Consider the following 17,612-nt stretch of genomic DNA (forward strand, 5'->3'; position numbering starts at 1 on the left):
CGTCTCGACCCGGATCGCTGCCCCCCGGCGCGTCACTCGATGCACGATGCTCACCCGTCCTCGGTGGCTCGTCAAGAGGCGAGGGGGCCGCCGCTCGGCGTGGCCGCAGCCCGACGCGACGGGCGAGGACGCTCGTGGTGACCGATCAGGCGAGCTCGGCGCTGTCGACGAGGACGGTGAACGGGCCGCTGTTGACGGACTCGACGTCCATCGTCGCGCCGAAGACACCGGTCTCGACCCGGGCGCCCCGGTCCCGCAGCTCGGCCACGAACCGCTCGTACATCGGCTCGCTGTGCTCACGCCCGGCCGCGCGGCTCCAGGACGGGCGCCGACCCCGGCGGACGTCGCCGTAGAGCGTGAACTGACTGACGACCAGCAGGGGGGCGCCGGCGTCGGCGCACGAGACCTCGCCGTCGAGGATGCGCAGCCGCCAGCACTTCTCGGCCATGGTCGCCGCCGTCTGCGCCGTGTCCTCGTGCGTGACGCCGAGCAGCACGAGCAGTCCCGGTGACTCGATCGCGCCGACGACGGCGCCGTCGACGGTCACCCGGGCCCGATTCACTCGCTGCAGGACGGCTCGCATCCCGGCAGTCTCGCATGCGACCTCGATCGCGATGCGGCGATGCCGGCGTCCCCCGTTCACCCTGACGTCACGACGGGGCTTCCCCGCGGCCACCCCGTGGTGCTGGGATCGGACGGTCATCATCATCCGCGATTCCCCCAGGAGCGCACCATGGATCAGATCACCCCCGCTCGTCCCCGCCGAAATCCCGGCGGTCTCCTCCGCCGGGTCACCGGCGGCACGCTCGCCGCCGTCGTCGCGGCGTCCGCCCTGGCCGGCGTCGCCGCCGGTCCCGCCCAGGCCGCACCGGCCGCGAAGGCGCCCGCGACGGCCGACAGGGCCTCTCAGGACTCTCGCCGGCCGCAGCCCACCGGCAGGGCCACCGCGCCGCGGTTGCTCGCCCGCGCCATCCTGTCCGCCGATCACCTGGAGCCCGGGCCGCCGTCCGGCGCGAAGGCCACTCCGAACGGCCCGGTCAACGGGCGCACCGGTCCGTTCGCCGGCCAGGTCATCCCCGGCTTCTCCGCCGCCGTGGACAACGGTGACGGGACGTTCTGGGCCATGCCGGACAACGGGTTCGGCGCGAAGACCAACTCGGCGGACTTCCTGCTGCGGATCTACCTGGTCAAGCCCCACTGGAAGAAGGCCGGCGGAGGGACCGGCCAGGTGGAGGTGCTCCGCTCCGTCACCCTCGCCGACCCGCGTCACCGGGCCGGCTTCCCGATCGTCAACGAGAGCAGCGCCGGGCGGCAGCTCACGGGCGGCGACTTCGACATCGAGTCCCTGCAGAAGGGCGCGAACGGCAGCTTCTGGATCGGGGAGGAGTTCGGCCCCTTCGTCCTGCACGTCGACGCGCGCGGCCGGCTGCTGCAGGCACCCCTGTCCTTCCCGGGCGGCGGCTCGCCGCAGAACCCGCACCTGGGCGGCACTGCCCCGGCCACCAGGGCGAGTGGCGGTTTCGAGGGCATGGCGGCGTCGCCCGACGGCAGGTTCCTCTACCCGGTGCTGGAGAAGTCGACCACCACGGCCGCTGATCCCCGGGCCCGCATCATCTCGCAGATCGACACCCGCACCGGCCGCTACACGGGACGCACGTGGACCTACCGGGTGGACACCGACGACAACCTCGTCGGCGACGCCCAGATGACCCGCGACGGCAGCCTGCTCATCCTCGAGCGGGACGACTTCGACGGGGATGCGGCCGTCACCAAGCGGATCTACCGGGTCGAGCTCGGCAAGAACGACGGCACGGGCGGCCTGGCCAAGACCCTCGTCGCCGATCTGCTGCGGATCACCGATCCGGCCGGCATCAGCGCCGGTGGCGGCTGGGGGACCGGTGACACCTACGCCTTCAGCTACCAGTCCGTCGAGACCCTCGTGCCCCTGCGCAACGGCACCCTCATGCTGGCCAACGACAACAACTACCCCGGCAACGCGGCCCGGCACCCGGGCACGCCGGACGACACCGAGATGATCGTCATCGACCCGGCCGCCCGGGTCTCCGTTCCGGCGCACACGGCCACCGTGATCGGCCACCGCGGTGCGAGCGGCTACCGGCCCGAGCACACCCTGGCGGCCTACGAGCTGGCGATCCGGCAGTGCGCGGACGTCATCGAGCCCGACGTGGTGACCACGAAGGACGGCGTCCTCGTCGACCGGCACGAGCCGGAGATCAGCGGCACGACCGACGTCGCGAGCCACCCCGAGTTCGCCGACCGGCGCACCACGAAGACCGTCGACGGGACGAAGCTGACCGGCTGGTTCACCGAGGACTTCACGCTCGCCGAGCTGCGCACCCTGCGCGCGGTCGAGCGGCTGCCGAAGGTGCGGCCGCAGAACACCGTCTACAACGGGATGTACCGGGTGCCGACCCTCGCCGAGGTCCTCGACCTGGCTCGCCACTCGCGCACCTGCGCCGGCAAGCAGGTCGGCGTCGCACCGGAGACGAAGCACCCGACCTACTTCGCCTCCCTCGGGCTGCCGCTCGAGGATCGCCTGGTCGCGGAGCTGACCGCGGCGGAGCTGAACCGCCCGCACGCCCCGGTGATCATCCAGAGCTTCGAGACCCGCAACCTCAAGGCACTGAACCGGAAGACCCCGGTGACGCTGAGCCAGCTCGTCGACTGCTCGGGCGGGCCGTTCGACCTGACCGCCGCCGGCACCCCGCGCAGCTATGCGGAACTGATCACGGCGGCCGGGCTGCGGCAGATCGCCCGCTACGCCGACGACGTCAGCTTCTGCAAGGACGTCATGATCCCGCGCAACGCCGACGGCACCCTCGGGACGCCGACCGCGGCGATCCGGGACGCGCACCGGGCGGGGCTCACGGTGACCGGCTGGACCTTCCGGCGCGAGAACCAGTTCCTGCCGGCCGACTTCCGGCGCGGGACCGACCCGGCGTCCCCCGGTGACCTGGTCGGCGAGATCCGCACCTTCCTCGATGCCGGGCTGGACAACGTGTTCACCGACAACCCGGACCTCGGCGTCCAGGCGGTCACCGGCCGCTGACATCCGGCAGGCCTGCCACGGGCCGGCGGAGGCATCGCCCTCCGCCGGTCCGTGGTGCGTCGTCGGTCCGATGAGCCGGCGGCGCGTCGGCTTCCGTCGGTGCGGGGACGTAGCCTGAAGGACGTGCAGGATCTCTTCAGCGCCGCCTCCGACGACGAGTCCGACGACGACGTCGTCGCCCCGCGACGCGGCCGTGAGCGGCAGCCCCTGGCCGTGCGCATGCGCCCGCGCAGCGTCGAGGAGATCGTCGGGCAGCAGCACCTGCTCCGTGACGGCTCACCCCTGCGGGTGCTCTCCGGCAGCCAGGCGGGCCCCACCGGCCCCTCCTCGGTGATCCTGTGGGGGCCTCCCGGGACCGGCAAGACCACCATCGCGAACGTCATCGCCCGCGCCGGCGGCCGCCGCTTCGTCGAACTCTCCGCCATCACCGCCGGCGTCAAGGACGTGCGGAAGGTGATGGACGACGCCCTGACCAACCGGGACCTGCACGGCACCACGACCGTGCTCTTCCTCGACGAGATCCACCGGTTCAACAAGGCCCAGCAGGATGCGCTGCTGCCCGGCGTCGAGAACCGGTGGGTCGTGCTCGTCGCCGCCACCACCGAGAACCCGTCCTTCTCCGTGGTGTCCCCGCTGCTGTCCCGCTCGCTCCTGCTGACCCTGCGGTCGCTCACGGACGAGGACATCACCGGCCTGCTGCGCCGCGCGGTGGCGGACCCGCGGGGCCTGGACGGGACCGTCGCCGTCGACGACGACGCGATGGATCACCTCGTGCGCCTGGCCGGCGGCGACGCGCGGCGGGGGCTGACCTCGCTCGAGGCGGCGGCCGGCGTGGCCTTCGCCGAGGCCGTCGAGGCACGCGCGGGTGGGGCCGAGGAGGACGAGGACGGTCCCATCGCGGTCACCCTCCACCACGCCGAGCAGGCCCTCGACAAGGCGTCCGTGCGCTACGACCGGGCCGGGGACGGGCACTACGACGTCGCCAGCGCGCTGATCAAGTCGATCCGCGGCTCCGACGTCGACGCCGCCCTGCACTACCTGGCGCGGATGGTCGAGGCGGGGGAGGACCCCCGGTTCATCGCCCGGCGCCTGGTGATCTCCGCGTCCGAGGACGTCGGCATGGCGGACCCCTCCGCGCTGCAGACCGCCGTCGCCGCCGCCCAGGCCGTGCAGCTGATCGGCATGCCCGAGGGCAGGATCGTCCTCGCCGAGGCCGTCGTCCACCTCGCGACCGCGCCGAAGTCCAACGCCGCCTACCTCGGCATCGACGCCGCGATCGCCGACATCCGCGCCGGCCGGGGACAGTCCGTGCCGGCGCACCTGCGCGATGCGCACTACCCGGGGGCGAAGCAACTCGGCCACGGCAAGGGCTACCGGTACAGCCACGACGCCCCGCACGGGGTGGCCGCCCAGCAGTACGCGCCGGACGACCTGGTGGGACGCGAGTACTACCAGCCGACCGATCGCGGCGTCGAGCGCGACATCGGGGCCCGCCTGGACCGGCTGAGGCAGATCCTGCGCGGACGGAACTGACGCGTCATCAGGACCGTCCCGCCCCGGCGGAGGGAACGGGGCCGGTGGGGTAGGATGGACCGGTTGGCTGGCAAGCCACCACACCTCCTGGCGTTCGAACCCGGTGATGAACCGGGCCCGAATCCATGGGCGCGTGGCGGTTGTAGCACGGGTAGCGGCTGCTCCACGCTCTCCGCTCCACGGCCGGACGGAACGACATCGACGACCCAGGTCGCCGGCGACGCGCCGACCGGACCGCGACGGAGGCCAGACCACACAGACATGAGTCGACCGATCCGCAGTTTCTGCGTCTCGGCCGGCCACCGCAACCATGAAAGGTAGACGTGACTGCACAAGCACGTGTGCGCCGCCAGGCGCGCAAGTCCCGAGCCCTCGGGATCGCCCTGACGCCGAAGGCCGCCAAGTACTTCGAGCGTCGTCCGTACCCGCCGGGTGAGCACGGTCGTGCCCGCCGCAAGCAGGACTCCGACTACGCGGTCCGCCTGCGCGAGAAGCAGCGCCTGCGCGCCCAGTACGGCATCCGCGAGAAGCAGCTGGAGCGGGTCTTCGTCGAGGCTCGCCGCACCAGCGGCCTGACCGGTGAAAACCTCATCGAGCTGCTCGAGATGCGTCTGGACGCCCTCGTCCTGCGTTCCGGCTTCGCCCGGACCATGGCTCAGGCCCGCCAGATGGTCACCCACCGCCACATCATGGTGGACGGCCGTCGCGTGGACATCCCCTCGTTCCGCGTGAAGGAGGGTCAGACCATCCACGTGCACGAGCGCAGTGAGACGATGACCCCCTTCCAGGTCGCCGCCGCGGGTGCACACCGCGACGTGCTGCCGACGCTGCCGGGATACCTGGACGTCTCGCTGGAGAAGCTGCAGGCCCGCCTCGTGCGGCGCCCGAAGCGCTCCGAGGTCCCCGTGACCTGCGAGGAGCAGCTGGTCGTCGAGTACTACGCTCGCTGACCCGCACTCCCACGAAGCACCCGAACAGCCCGCGGCTCACGCCGCGGGCTGTTCGTGCTCCGGGCCACCCGCCACTGTTCGTCGCTCCACGGCCCACGATCTAGAGTGGACCGGGGCCGTCGCCGTCGCAGCGGACGGCACACGAGAGCGCAGGGCAGAGGCGTCCGCACGACCCGAGGAGAGACGATGACTGGTGGTGACATCGCCGGGCTGATCGCCGCCGGCGTTTTCGCCGTGCTCGTCATCCTCCTGGCGGTCCCGATCCTCAAGCTCGGCGCGGTGTTCGACGAGGCGCGGCGCGCCATCCGTGGCGTCAGTGACGAGACGACGCCCCTGCTGCAGGAGGTCACCGGCACCGTCGTGACCACCCACGAGCAGTTGCGCCGCGTCGACGACATCTCCCGACACCTCGCGGCCACCGCCGCGAGCCTCTCGGCCCTCTCGGCCAGCGTCGCCGCCCTGATCGGCACGCCCCTCGGTCGGCTGGCCGCCCTCGGGCAGCGCCGTCGCACCGCACGCGACGCGCGCCAGGGCGCCGGCGGCACCGTGCCGCCGCAGCCGCCCACCGTCTGACCCCTCCTCATCCCGACCACGCGAAGGACCGCCCTCCGACCATGAAGACTCACGAGATCACCGATCGCTGGAAGTCGTTCTTCGCCACGCGCGGGCACGAGGTGGTGCCCTCGGCGTCGCTGGTCTCGTCGGACCCGACCGTGATGTTCAACATCGCCGGCATGGTGCCGTTCATCCCGTACCTGACCGGCCGGCAGACTCCGCCCTGGTCGCGGGCCACCAGCGTGCAGAAGTGCATCCGCACCCTGGACATCGACGAGGTCGGCAAGACCGCCCGCCACGGCACCTTCTTCCAGATGGCCGGCAACTTCTCCTTCGGCGACTACTTCAAGGAAGGCGCGATCACGTTCGCGTGGGAGCTGCTGACCACCCCGGTGGCCGACGGCGGCTTCGGGCTGGACCCCGAGCGGCTCTGGGTCACCGTGTACCTGGACGACGACGAGGCGGCCTCCATCTGGCAGGACAAGATCGGCGTTCCCGCCGAGCGGATCCAGCGCCTCGGCATGGAGGACAACTACTGGCACACCGGCCAGCCCGGCCCCGCCGGCCCGGACTCGGAGATCTTCTACGACCGCGGTGAGCAGTACGGCGTCGGCGGCGGCCCGGAGGCCAACGACACCCGGTACATCGAGATCTGGAACCTCGTGTTCATGCAGTACCAGCGGGGTGAGGGCAGCGGGTACGACTTCCCGATCCTCGGGGAGCTGCCGAAGAAGAACATCGACACCGGTCTCGGCGTCGAGCGGCTCGCCATGATCCTGCAGGGCGTCGAGAACATGTACGAGACGGACCAGGTCCGTCCCGTGCTCGACGCCGCCGCCCGCCTGTCCGGCAAGGAGTACACCTCCACCGAGGACAGGAACGACCCGTCGTACGACGACGACGTGCGGCTGCGCGTGGTCGCGGACCACGTCCGGTCCGCCCTGATGCTCATCGCCGACGGCGTCTCGCCCTCCAACGAGGGCCGCGGCTACATCCTGCGGCGCCTGATCCGCCGCGCGGTGCGTGCCATGCGCCTGCTCGGCGTCGAGCAGCCCTGCCTGCCCGAGCTGCTGCCCGCCTCCCGGGACGCCATGAAGGGCACCTACCCCGAGGTCGAGGCCGACTTCGCGCGGATCAGCCGCATCGCGTACGCCGAGGAGAAGGCGTTCCTGCGCACCATCGCCTCGGGCACGGCCCGGCTGGACGAGGCCGTCTCGGCCTCCCGCGCTGCCGGCACCCCGCTGTCCGGCCAGGACGCGTTCAGCCTGCACGACACGTACGGTTTCCCGATCGACCTGACCCTCGAGATGGCGGCCGAGGCCGGGCTGAGCGTCGACGAGACCGGATTCCGCACGCTGATGGCGGAGCAGCGCGACCGCGCCCGCGCCGACGCCAAGGGCAAGAAGTCCGGCGGCGTGGACCTGAGCGTCTACCGGGACCTGCTGTCCGAGGGTGGCACCACCTTCACGGGCTACGACGAGCTGACCACCGGGTCGCGCGTGCGCAGCCTGATCAGCGACGGAGTGCTCAGCGGCAGCGCCCGCGCCGGCGAGCAGATCGAGATCGTTCTCGAGGAGACCCCGTTCTACGCCGAGGGCGGTGGCCAGGCGGCCGACACCGGCCTGATCACCGGTGACGGCTGGGTCCTCGAGGTGACCGACGTGCAGGCCCCGGTCAAGGGGCTGAGCGTGCACAAGGCGATCGTCCGCGAGGGCGAGGTCTACCCGGGTGCGGTGGCGACGGCCGACGTGGACCGGGAGCGACGCCGAGCCGGCGAGCAGGCGCACACCGGCACCCACCTCGTCCACGCGGCCCTGCACCAGGTGCTCGGGCCCGAGGCCCTGCAGCGCGGCTCCTTCAACAAGGCCGGCTACCTGCGGTTCGACTTCGCATGGGGCGAGCAGATGTCGGCCGCCGCCCGCAGCGAGGTCGAGGAGGTCAGCAACCTCGCGATCCGGGGCAATCACGACGTCATCACCCGCGTGATGCCGCTGGCCGAGGCGAAGGCGCTGGGCGCCACCGCCCTCTTCGGCGAGAACTACGGCGACACCGTGCGCGTCGTCGAGATCGACGGCGCCTGGTCCCGCGAGCTCTGCGGTGGCACGCACGTCGACTCGACGTCCCTGATCGGCTCGCTCACCCTGCTCGGCGAGCAGTCCGTCGGCTCCGGCAACCGCCGCGTCGAGGCGTTCGTCGGCATGGAGGCGTTCCGGCACATGGCCGCCGAGCGGGCCCTGGTCACCGAGCTCTCCGACATGCTCAAGGTGCCCTCCCCGCAGCTGCCCGAGCGGCTCGCCGCGACCCTGACCAGGCTCAAGGCCGTGGAGAAGGAGCTCGACCGGCTGCGCGCCGCGTCGCTCGCCGCGTCCGCCGCGGCCCTGGTCGACAGGGCGCAGGACGTCGACGGCGTGCGCCTGATCGCGCACGACGCCGGGCAGGTCTCCGGTGCCGACGACCTGCGCACCCTCGCGCTGGACCTGCGCTCCCGGCTCGGGTCCGGCCCCGCCGTCGTCGCCCTCACCGGCGTCGCGAAGGACCGGCCGCAGGTGCTCGTCGCGACCAACGAGGCCGCGCGCACCGCCGGCGTGAAGGCCGGTGCGCTCGTGCGCACCGCGGCGGGCGTGCTCGGCGGCGGCGGTGGCGGCAAGGACGACATCGCGCAGGGCGGCGGATCCGACGCCGCGAGGATCCCGGCGGCGCTGGCCGCCGTCCGCGACGCCGTGGCGGGACGTGCGTGACCGGTCCGGATGAGCCCGCCGTCGTCACGGGCGTGCGGCTCGGCGTGGACGTCGGCGCCGTGCGCGTGGGCGTCGCCGCCAGCGACCCGCACTTGATCCTCGCGACACCGGTCGCCACGGTGCCCCGCGACACGGGTGCCGAGAGCGACATTGCGACTATTGTGGGCGAGATACTGGCGCGCGACGCCGTCGGCGTGTTCGTCGGACTGCCGCGCACCCTCGCGGGGGAGGAAGGATCGAGTGCGCGGATGGCCCGGGACTACGCCCAGCGCCTCGCCGACCGACTCGCGGATCAGCGTGGGCCGGATGCCCCCTCGGTGGAGGTGCGGCTCATCGACGAGCGACTGACCACCGTGTCCGCCCACCGCTCCCTGCATGCCGCGGGCCTGCCGATGAAGAAGCACCGCAGCCGGGTCGACCAGGTCGCCGCCATCGGTATCCTGCAGCAGGCCCTGGACGGGCTGCGCGCGGGCCGACACCCTGGTGAACTCGTCCTCCCGACCACCCCGGCGGAGACCCCGCCCGATGATGGAGACCGTTCGTGAGCCATCTCTCCCACGGCCGATCCGAGGACACCAGCACCGGTTCCCTGGACGCCATCCCCGGCTTCGGCCCCGACGACGACGACAGCCGGCCCCGCGATCGCCGTGCCCGGCCGCCGCGACGCGTACGTCGTCGTCGCACCGTCGTCGTCCTCGCCGCCGTCGCGCTCGTGACGGCGGCCATCGTCGTGCTCACCACGACGCTCGTGCTGCCGTTCATGGCCCGGTTCCAGACCCCGGACTACCCCGGCCCCGGCAAGGACTCCGCGATCGTCACGGTCGCCAAGGGCGACACCAACCAGGCGATCGGTGCCACCCTCGTCCAGCAGGGCGTCATCGCCAGCTCCAAGGCCTTCAACGAGGCGCTCCAGAACGAGGGCGGGGGCAAGTTCATCCAGCCGGGCCAGTACCAGCTGAAGAAGGAGATGAAGGCCTCCGAGGCCCTGGCCGCGATGCTGGACACGAAGACCAGCGCCGTGCACTACGCGGCCGTGAACCAGAACCTGCGCCAGAGCGACGTCTTCGCCATCCTGGCCAAGGCGACGAGCCTCCCGGTGGCCCAGTTCCAGGCCCTCGCGAAGAACCCGCGCCAGTTCGGGCTGCCGGCGAAGGCGCCCAGCCTCGAGGGGTACCTGCACCCGGGTGAGTACCGGTTCGCCCTGGACGCGAAGCCGAAGGACATCATCAACCAGATGGTGGCCAGCACGAAGAAGTCGCTCACCGACGCCGGCGTCACCGACGCGAACGAGCAGTACCGCCTGCTCACGATCGCGTCGATCATCGAGGCGGAGGCCGGCGAGGCCGACTACGGCAAGGTCTCCGGCGCGATCTACAACCGGCTCGGCCCGGACAACAAGGAGACCGCCGGTCGCCTCGACTCGGACGCCACGGTCAGCTACGGCCTCAACCGGCGCAGCTATCAGATCTCCAACGAGGAGAAGCAGGACACGAGCAACAAGTACAACACCTTCGCCAATCCCGGGCTGCCGGTCGGGCCCATCGGATCACCCGGGGCCAAGGCGATCGCCGCCGCGAAGACCCCGCAGAAGGTGCCGTACTTCTACTGGGTGACCGTCAACCTGGACACCGGGGAGACGAAGTACGCGACGACGCTGGAGGAGCACCAGCGCAACGTGGACGAGTACACCGCCTGGTGCGGCGCCCACCCCGGCAAGTGCGACTGAGCGCACCGGACCCGTCCGGGGCCGGCACGGCTGACGCCGCCGGCCCCGCGACGCCGACGTCAGCGCTGCCGGGGACGCCGTCCCGGCGCACGGCGGCGGTGCTCGGGCACCCCATCGGGCACTCGATGTCCCCGCCGATGCACACGGCCGCGTACCGCGTGCTCGAGGTCGCCGTGGACTACCGGGCGATCGACACGACCGTCGAGCAGCTCGACGACGTGCTCGCCCGCGTCCGCGCCGAGGACGGCTGGACCGGCCTGTCCGTGACGATGCCCCTGAAGGCGGGCACGGCCGAGCGCGTCGACCGGCTCTCCGGCCGGGCCGAGGCGCTCGGCGTCGTGAACACGGTGACGATGTCCGGGCCCACCGGGGCCCGGGAACTGACCGGGCACAACACCGACGTCGCCGGGATCGTCAACGCCGTCACCCATGCCGGCGCCGGCTCGGGGCTGCGCGGTGCGATCCTCGGCGGGGGCGGCACCGCCACCGCGGCCGTCGCCGCCATGGCCGATCTGGACGCCCGCGAGGTCGACGTCTTCGTCCGCGACTCCTCCCGCGCCGCGAACGTCCGCCGGGTCGGCCGCAGGCTCGGCGTCGAGCTGACCTTCTGCGACTGGGACGACGCCGTCGACCGGCTCACCGAGGCGGACCTCGTCGTCGCCACCCTGCCCCCGCGCGGGGCGGACGGCCTCGCCGCCGCCATGGACCAGGCGCACACCCCCGTCCGTCCCGGTGCCGTGCTGCTGGACGCCGCCTACGATCCGTGGCCCTCGGCGCTGGCCGACCACTGGGCGCGGGCCGGCGGCGTCATCGTCCCGGGACTGGAGATGCTGCTGTACCAGGCGGTCGAGCAGGTGCGTCTCTTCGTCCCGGACCGGTTCGTGGCCGGGGCACCGGTGGGAACCGACGAGACGACGCTGGTGGATGCCATGTGTGACGCGGTGGGCCTGCCCCGACGCGGGTGAGCGCTCCGACGCGTGAAAGGATGGCAGTCATGCGTTGGTTGACCGCGGGAGAATCACACGGGCCGGCAGTGGTCGGCATTCTGGAAGGCGTTCCCGCCGGTGTCGAGGTGACGACCGCGCAGATCCAGGCGGCGCTGGCCCGACGCCGGCTCGGCTACGGGCGGGGTGCCCGGATGGGCTTCGAGAAGGACGCGGTGCGCGTCCTCGGCGGCGTCCGGCACGGCCTGACCCAGGGCGGCCCCGTCGCGATCGAGGTCGCCAACACCGAGTGGCCCAAGTGGGAACAGATCATGGCGTCCGATCCGGTCGATCCGGAGGCCGTCGCCGGACTCGCCCGCAACGCACCGCTGACCCGGCCCCGCCCCGGGCACGCCGACTTCACCGGCATGCAGAAGTACGGGTTCGACGAGGCCCGCCCCGTGCTCGAACGAGCCAGCGCGCGGGAGACCGCCACCCGCGTGGCTCTCGGCACGGTCGCCGCGAACTTCCTCCACCAGCTCGGCATCGGACTGGTCAGCCACACCGTGGCCGTCGGCACGGTCGCCGCCCCCGCGGACGCGCCCGTCCCGGCCCCCGGTGACGTCGACACCCTGGACGCGGACCCGCTGCGCTGCTTCGACCCCGCGACCTCCGCGGCGATGGTCGCCGAGGTCGACGCCGCCCACAAGGAGGGGGAGACCCTCGGCGGCGTCGTCGAGGTGCTCGCCTACGGTCTGCCGCCGGGCCTCGGCAGCTACGTGCACTGGGACCGCCGACTGGACTCCCGCCTCGCCGGCGCCCTGATGGGCATCCAGGCGATCAAGGGCGTCGAGGTCGGCGACGGCTTCACCACCGCCACCCGCCGTGGCTCGGCCGCCCACGACGAGATCGTCCGGGACGAGCGGGGCGTCATCGTCCGCTCCACCAACCGGGCCGGCGGCATCGAGGGCGGCATGAGCATCGGCGACACCCTGCGCGTCCGCGCCGCGATGAAGCCCATCGCGACCGTGCCCCGCGCGCTGCGCACCATCGACGTCGCGACCGGGGAGGAGGCGAAGGCCCACCACCAGCGCTCCGACGTGTGCGCCGTCCCGGCCGCGGGCGTCGTCGCGGAGGCCATGGTGGCCCTCGTGCTCGCGGACGCGGTGGCCGAGAAGTTCGGCGGCGACTCGATCGCCGAGACCCGCCGCAACCTGACCGCGTTCCTCGACGCCGTTTCCGCCGCGCTGGACTCCGTCGGCCACGGCGACACCGGTCTCGACGCGCACGCTGACGACGCGCACGCTGTCGACGCGACCGTCGATGGCGCCGCCGGATGACGGGCCATCCGGGTCATCCGGCCGCCCTGCTCAAACCCGTCGTCATCATCGGCCCGATGGCCGCGGGCAAGTCCTTCCTCGGCATGTGGATGGCCGACCTGTTCGGCTACACCTTCATCGACGCGGACCAGGTGATCGTCAGCCGGCACGGGTCGATCCAGGAGATCTTCCTCGAGCAGGGCGAGGAGCGGTTCCGGGAACTGGAACGCGACGTGATCTGCGACCTGCTCGGCGAGCACCGGCTGCCCGCCCATGATGTGCACGCCAACGCCTCCGGGACCGACAGCGGCGCCCAGATCCTCTCCGTCGGCGGCGGTGCCCCGATGAACCCGGCCGTCGCGCACGCCCTGGCCGACACCGTCGTCGTCTACCTGCAGACGGACCTGGAGACGGTGCTGCCCCGGATCACCGGCACCTTCACCCGGCCCATGCTGCGCCCGGACCCGCAGCGCCGCTGGTCCGAGCTGTACGAGGCCCGGCGGCCCACCTTCGAACGGCTCGCCGACATCACCCTGGACGTGCCGGGACGGCCCATCCAGGACATCGCCATCGAACTGAACAACCGCCTGCTGCACTGGGAGGAGAACGCGTGAGCACCGCCACCACCACCATCGAGGTCACCGGGAGCACCCCGGCCGAGACCTACGACGTGCACGTGGGCCGTGGCCTGCTCGGCGTCCTGCCCGGCGTCCTCGGCGAGCGGGTGCGCCGCGTGCTCATCATCCACCCGCGGGCCCTGCGGGCGACGGGGGAGACCGTGCGCCAGCAGCTGCTCGACGCCGGCTACACCGCCCTGCTGGCGGAGATCCCGGACGCCGAGGAGGGCAAGCACATCCAGGTCGCCGCGTTCTGCTGGCAGGTCCTCGGACAGAACGACTTCACCCGGTCCGACGCCATCGTCTCGGTCGGCGGTGGCGCCGTCACCGACGTCGCCGGCTTCGTCGCCGCGACCTGGCTGCGCGGCGTGAAGGTCGTGCACCTGCCGACCTCCCTGCTCGGCATGGTCGACGCGGCGGTCGGCGGCAAGACCGGCATCAACACCTCCGAGGGCAAGAACCTCGTCGGCGTGTTCCACCCGCCGGCCGCGGTGCTCGCCGACCTGGACGCCCTCGCCACCCTGCCGCGCAACGAGCTGGTGCCGGGCCTGGCCGAGGTGGTCAAGTGCGGCTTCATCGCGGACCCGGTCATCCTCGACACCATCGAACAGCAGCCGGAGGCGGTCGCCGATCCCGGCTCGGACGTGCTGCGGGACCTGATCGAGCGCGCCATCAGGGTCAAGGCGGACATCGTCTCGACCGACCTGAAGGAAGCGGGCCGGCGCGAGTACCTGAACTACGGGCACACCCTCGCGCACGCCATCGAGCTCGCCGAGCGCTACCAGTGGCGGCACGGCGCCGCCGTCTCCGTCGGCCTCGTGTACGCCGCGGAACTCGGGCGGCTGGTGGGACGCACGCCCGATGACGTCGCCGACCGGCACCGGACGATCCTCGAACTGCTCGGCCTGCCGGTCAGCTACCGCGGCGACCGGTGGAAGACCCTGCTCGACGGGATGCGCCGGGACAAGAAGGCCCGCGGTGACCTGCTGCGCTTCATCGTCCTCGAGGGCCTCGGCAGGCCGAGCATCCTCGAGGTGCCGGACACCTCGCTGCTGTTCACCGCGTTCCAGGAGATCGCGGACTGATCGGCTCCGGCGCGGATCACCGCGCCGGAGTGGCCGAGCCCATCGCGACGCTGGCCCGCTGCGCGGCGTCCGCGACCGCGGGACCGAGCCGCGCCACGTCCTCGAGGCCGATGCGCTGCAGCGGGAAGCCGACACCGAGGACCGCCGCGAGGTCGCCCGTGTGGTCGAAGACCGGGGCGCTGATCGAACCGACGTCGGCGTGGCGCTCTCCGAACGCGGCGAGGAAGCCCTGCTCCCGGGCGAGGGCGACCTGGTCGTCCAGCTCGCGCCACGTCAGCGGTGTGTGGTCGGTGTACCGCATGAGCTCGGTGTCCGCCAGTGCCGCCCGCGCCCCGGGGTCCCAGGCGAGGAACACCTTGCCCGGTGCACCGGCGTGCAGCGGCATCACCTGACCGACGTGGAACGGGCGGATCACGACGTGCCGGGTCTCGGCGACCGCCACCACGGTGCGGTGGATGCCGTCGCGCACGTACAGGCAGGCCGTCTCGCCCGTCTCGTCGCGCAGCGCGTGCAGGATGGGCCGGACGGTCCGGACGATGTCCAGACCGATGGTGCCCGGGGCCGCCCAGCGCACCAGCTGGATGCCGATCCGGTAGGTGTCCTCGTCCTTGTCGAGAAAACCCTCCCGCAGCAGATTCTGCACGAGTCGCTGGCAGGTGCTGGCCGGGAGCCCGGTACCGCGGATGATCTCCTGGAGCGTCAGCTCGGGCGCGTCGACGGTGAAGCACCGCAGGATCGCGGCCACCTTCACCAGCACGAGCAGCGGCGCCGCGTTTCCCCCCGCATCCCTCGGCACGGCGTGCCCACCTTCCCTCGTCGGTGCGTCGTTCCCGTCATGCTATCGGCGTCGCCGGTACGTTCCGCGTGCGGCGGGGAGACGGCGGAGATCCTCCGAGCCATCGGTTGACATGGGTCGCGTGACCCAGATCATGGGTCAGTGACCCATGATACGAGTTCGCGAACGTCAGTCGCGACGATGGAGGAACGATGAGTGCTCCGACAGTGACCCGGGCCCAGGCCGCCCGCCGCGCGACCCAGGCCAGCGTCATCGGAACGACCATCGAGTGGTACGACTTCTTCCTCTACGGCACGGCGGCAGCGCTGGTCTTCCCGCAGTTGTTCTTCCCCGGCGGGCAGGACTCGTTCAACGGGGTGATCGCCGCGTTCGGAACGCAGTTCGTCGGCTTCGTGGCCCGCCCGGTCGGCGCCGCGATCTTCGGCCACTTCGGTGACCGGATCGGCCGCAAGACCACCCTGATGGTCACCCTGTTCCTGATGGCCGTCGGGACCGTGCTGATCGGCCTGCTGCCGACCTACCAGGCCATCGGCGTCTGGGCGCCGATCCTGCTGACCCTCCTGCGCATCGTCCAGGGCATCGGCGTCGGCGGCGAGTGGGGCGGATCCGTGCTGATCGCCATGGAGTGGGGCCACCAGGAGCGCCGCGGTCTCGCGGCGAGCTGGCCCCAGCTGGGCGTGCCGCTGGGCCTCGTGCTCTCGACCGGCGTCGTCCGCCTGGTCTCCGGCATCACCGGGTCGGACTTCCTCACCTACGGCTGGCGGATCCCGTTCATCCTGAGCATCGTCCTCATCGGTGTCGGCCTCTTCGTGCGGATGCGCGTCATCGAGAGCCCCGAGTTCGAGGCGGTGCGCAAGAAGGACAACGTGGTCACCGCGCCGATCCTCGAGGCGATCCGCCGCCAGCCCAAGCAGATCCTCCTCTCGGCCCTGGTCCGCACCTCCGAGCAGGCCCCGTTCTACCTGTTCATCACCTTCGTCATCACCTACACGACCAAGCACCTGAAGTTCAGCAGTGACGCGATCCTGGTGGACACGCTCATCGCCGCCGCGATCGGGCTGATCAGCATCCCGGTGTTCGGCAGGCTCTCGGACCGGTTCGGCCGCAAGCTCGTCTACGGCATCGGCATCGTCGCGACAGCGGTCTACGCGTTCCCGTACTTCGGTCTGCTCAACACCGGGGATGCCCTGATGATCGGCATCGCCGTGGTCGTCAGTCTGATCCTGCACGACATCCAGTACGGACCCCAGGCCGCGCTGATCGCGGAGAGCTTCGACCCGGACATCCGGTACACGGGCGCGGGGCTGGGCTACCAGCTGGCCAGCGTGATCGCCGGCGGACCGGCGCCGCTGATCGCGGCGGCGCTGCTGCAGGGCACCGGGGGATCGACCGCCATCTCCGTCTACATCATCATCTGCGCCGTGATCAGCGTGATCGCCCTCGTGCTGCTGCCCCGGGCCCGCCCCGCCACCGCGGTCGGAGCGGACCCCGTCGACGAGGCGACCCGCGCATGACGGCGCGATGACGCCGGCTTCCGCGGTGGTCGGCGTGACGGACGACGGGTCCGTCGCTGTCGTCACCGTCGGATCCGGGCAGCACCACAATGCCCTGCGGACCGAGGACTGGGTCGCCCTCGAGCGGGTCGTCGCGGGGCTCGCCGAGCGCCGGTCGCTGCGCGCCGTCGTCCTGCGCGGCCGTGGCGGGGACTTCTGCGCCGGGTCCGACCTGCGCGAGTGGCACGGCGCGAGTCCCGACGAGGTCGACCGGAGCTTCGCGGCGGTCGAGCGGGCCCTGCGGGCCGTCGAGGACCTGCCGATGCTCACCGTGGCGGTGATCGAGGGCGCGGCCGCCGGCGGGGGCTGCCAGCTCGCCCTGGCGTGCGACCTGCAGCTCACCGCCGTCTCCGCCCGGATCGGCATGCCGATCGCCCGGCTCGGCATCCTGATCCCGGTCACGTTCGCCACCCGGATGTCGGTGCGGGTGGGCCCGTCCCGGACCAAGGACCTGCTCTACAGCGGGCGGATGTTGCCGGCGCCCGACGCGCAGCGGATCGGTCTCGTCACCACGGTGGCCGCCGATGCCGACCTGGAGGCCGAGCTCGACGCGCTGCTGGCGAGCTGGGAACACCTCTCGGCGGCGTCGTTGCGGGCGGCGAAGGCCGCCGTCGACCGTGGCCTCGCCCCCGTGACCGCACCGCCCCGGGCCGAACCGCCGGGGCCGACGACCGACCGCGACGAGTTCGCCACCCGGGTCGACGCGTTCTTCCACCGCCGCTGACGACGGGCCCGACCACGGAGGGA

The 17,612-nt window shown here is 72.1% G+C and carries 14 protein-coding genes and 1 pseudogene; 13 read left to right on the forward strand and 2 right to left on the reverse strand.

Going from position 1 to position 17,612, the window contains the following annotated elements:
- Positions 1-145: 145 nt before the first annotated feature.
- Positions 146-583 (reverse strand): D-aminoacyl-tRNA deacylase, encoded by a 438-nt coding sequence (gene dtd, locus BGP79_RS03015; RefSeq protein WP_076693326.1) that lies wholly within the window; start codon positions 581-583, stop codon positions 146-148.
- 150 nt (positions 584-733) lie between these two features.
- Between dtd and BGP79_RS03020 the strand changes: the two genes are divergently transcribed.
- From BGP79_RS03020 to aroB, 11 genes and pseudogenes are all read left to right on the forward strand, one after another.
- A complete protein-coding gene (locus tag BGP79_RS03020) occupies positions 734-3,070 on the forward strand; it encodes an esterase-like activity of phytase family protein (protein WP_083701497.1) in 2,337 nt (778 codons plus the stop codon).
- A 123-nt stretch (positions 3,071-3,193) separates the two neighbouring features.
- Entirely contained in the window at positions 3,194-4,603 is a 1,410-nt protein-coding gene (locus BGP79_RS03025) for a replication-associated recombination protein A (RefSeq protein WP_076693124.1), read from the forward strand.
- Positions 4,604-4,926: 323 nt separating this feature from the next.
- Entirely contained in the window at positions 4,927-5,553 is a 627-nt protein-coding gene (gene rpsD / locus BGP79_RS03030) for a 30S ribosomal protein S4 (RefSeq protein WP_076693125.1), read from the forward strand.
- A gap of 186 nt (positions 5,554-5,739) precedes the next feature.
- Positions 5,740-6,115 (forward strand): annotated as a pseudogene (locus BGP79_RS03035) (DUF948 domain-containing protein); the annotation flags it as partial.
- Between the two features lie 52 nt (positions 6,116-6,167).
- On the forward strand, positions 6,168-8,846 hold the full coding sequence (gene alaS, locus BGP79_RS03040; RefSeq protein ID WP_076693127.1) for an alanine--tRNA ligase: 2,679 nt from the start codon (positions 6,168-6,170) through the stop codon (positions 8,844-8,846).
- Entirely contained in the window at positions 8,843-9,391 is a 549-nt protein-coding gene (gene ruvX / locus BGP79_RS03045; protein WP_076693128.1) for a Holliday junction resolvase RuvX, read from the forward strand. Before alaS ends, ruvX begins: the two co-directional genes overlap by 4 nt.
- A complete protein-coding gene (gene mltG, locus BGP79_RS03050) occupies positions 9,388-10,572 on the forward strand; it encodes an endolytic transglycosylase MltG (RefSeq protein WP_076693129.1) in 1,185 nt (394 codons plus the stop codon). Before ruvX ends, mltG begins: the two co-directional genes overlap by 4 nt.
- Positions 10,563-11,537, forward strand: coding sequence for a shikimate dehydrogenase (locus BGP79_RS03055; RefSeq protein ID WP_233121029.1), 975 nt, complete (start codon positions 10,563-10,565; stop codon positions 11,535-11,537). The genes mltG and BGP79_RS03055 overlap by 10 nt, the downstream gene beginning before the upstream one ends.
- A gap of 20 nt (positions 11,538-11,557) precedes the next feature.
- The gene (aroC, locus tag BGP79_RS03060; RefSeq protein ID WP_198928406.1) at positions 11,558-12,835 is read left to right on the forward strand and encodes a chorismate synthase; all 1,278 of its coding nucleotides are present in this window, start codon (positions 11,558-11,560) and stop codon (positions 12,833-12,835) included.
- On the forward strand, positions 12,832-13,428 hold the full coding sequence (locus tag BGP79_RS03065) for a shikimate kinase (protein ID WP_076693130.1): 597 nt from the start codon (positions 12,832-12,834) through the stop codon (positions 13,426-13,428). Before aroC ends, BGP79_RS03065 begins: the two co-directional genes overlap by 4 nt.
- A complete protein-coding gene (gene aroB / locus BGP79_RS03070; RefSeq protein WP_076693131.1) occupies positions 13,425-14,516 on the forward strand; it encodes a 3-dehydroquinate synthase in 1,092 nt (363 codons plus the stop codon). Before BGP79_RS03065 ends, aroB begins: the two co-directional genes overlap by 4 nt.
- Positions 14,517-14,532: 16 nt before the next feature.
- Here aroB and BGP79_RS03075 read toward each other — a convergent pair whose 3' ends face one another.
- Positions 14,533-15,312, reverse strand: a complete 780-nt coding sequence (locus tag BGP79_RS03075; RefSeq protein WP_076693132.1) for an IclR family transcriptional regulator — start codon at positions 15,310-15,312, stop codon at positions 14,533-14,535.
- 191 nt (positions 15,313-15,503) lie between these two features.
- Between BGP79_RS03075 and BGP79_RS03080 the strand changes: the two genes are divergently transcribed.
- Together BGP79_RS03080 and BGP79_RS03085 are read left to right on the forward strand one after the other, a co-directional pair.
- Complete coding sequence (locus BGP79_RS03080) at positions 15,504-16,826, forward strand: MFS transporter (protein ID WP_076693133.1); 1,323 nt, start codon at positions 15,504-15,506, stop codon at positions 16,824-16,826.
- 7 nt (positions 16,827-16,833) lie between these two features.
- Complete coding sequence (locus BGP79_RS03085; protein WP_076693134.1) at positions 16,834-17,589, forward strand: enoyl-CoA hydratase/isomerase family protein; 756 nt, start codon at positions 16,834-16,836, stop codon at positions 17,587-17,589.
- Positions 17,590-17,612: the final 23 nt, after the last annotated feature.

The organism is Tersicoccus sp. Bi-70 (assembly GCF_001968825.1).
Lineage (GTDB): Bacteria > Actinomycetota > Actinomycetes > Actinomycetales > Micrococcaceae > Tersicoccus.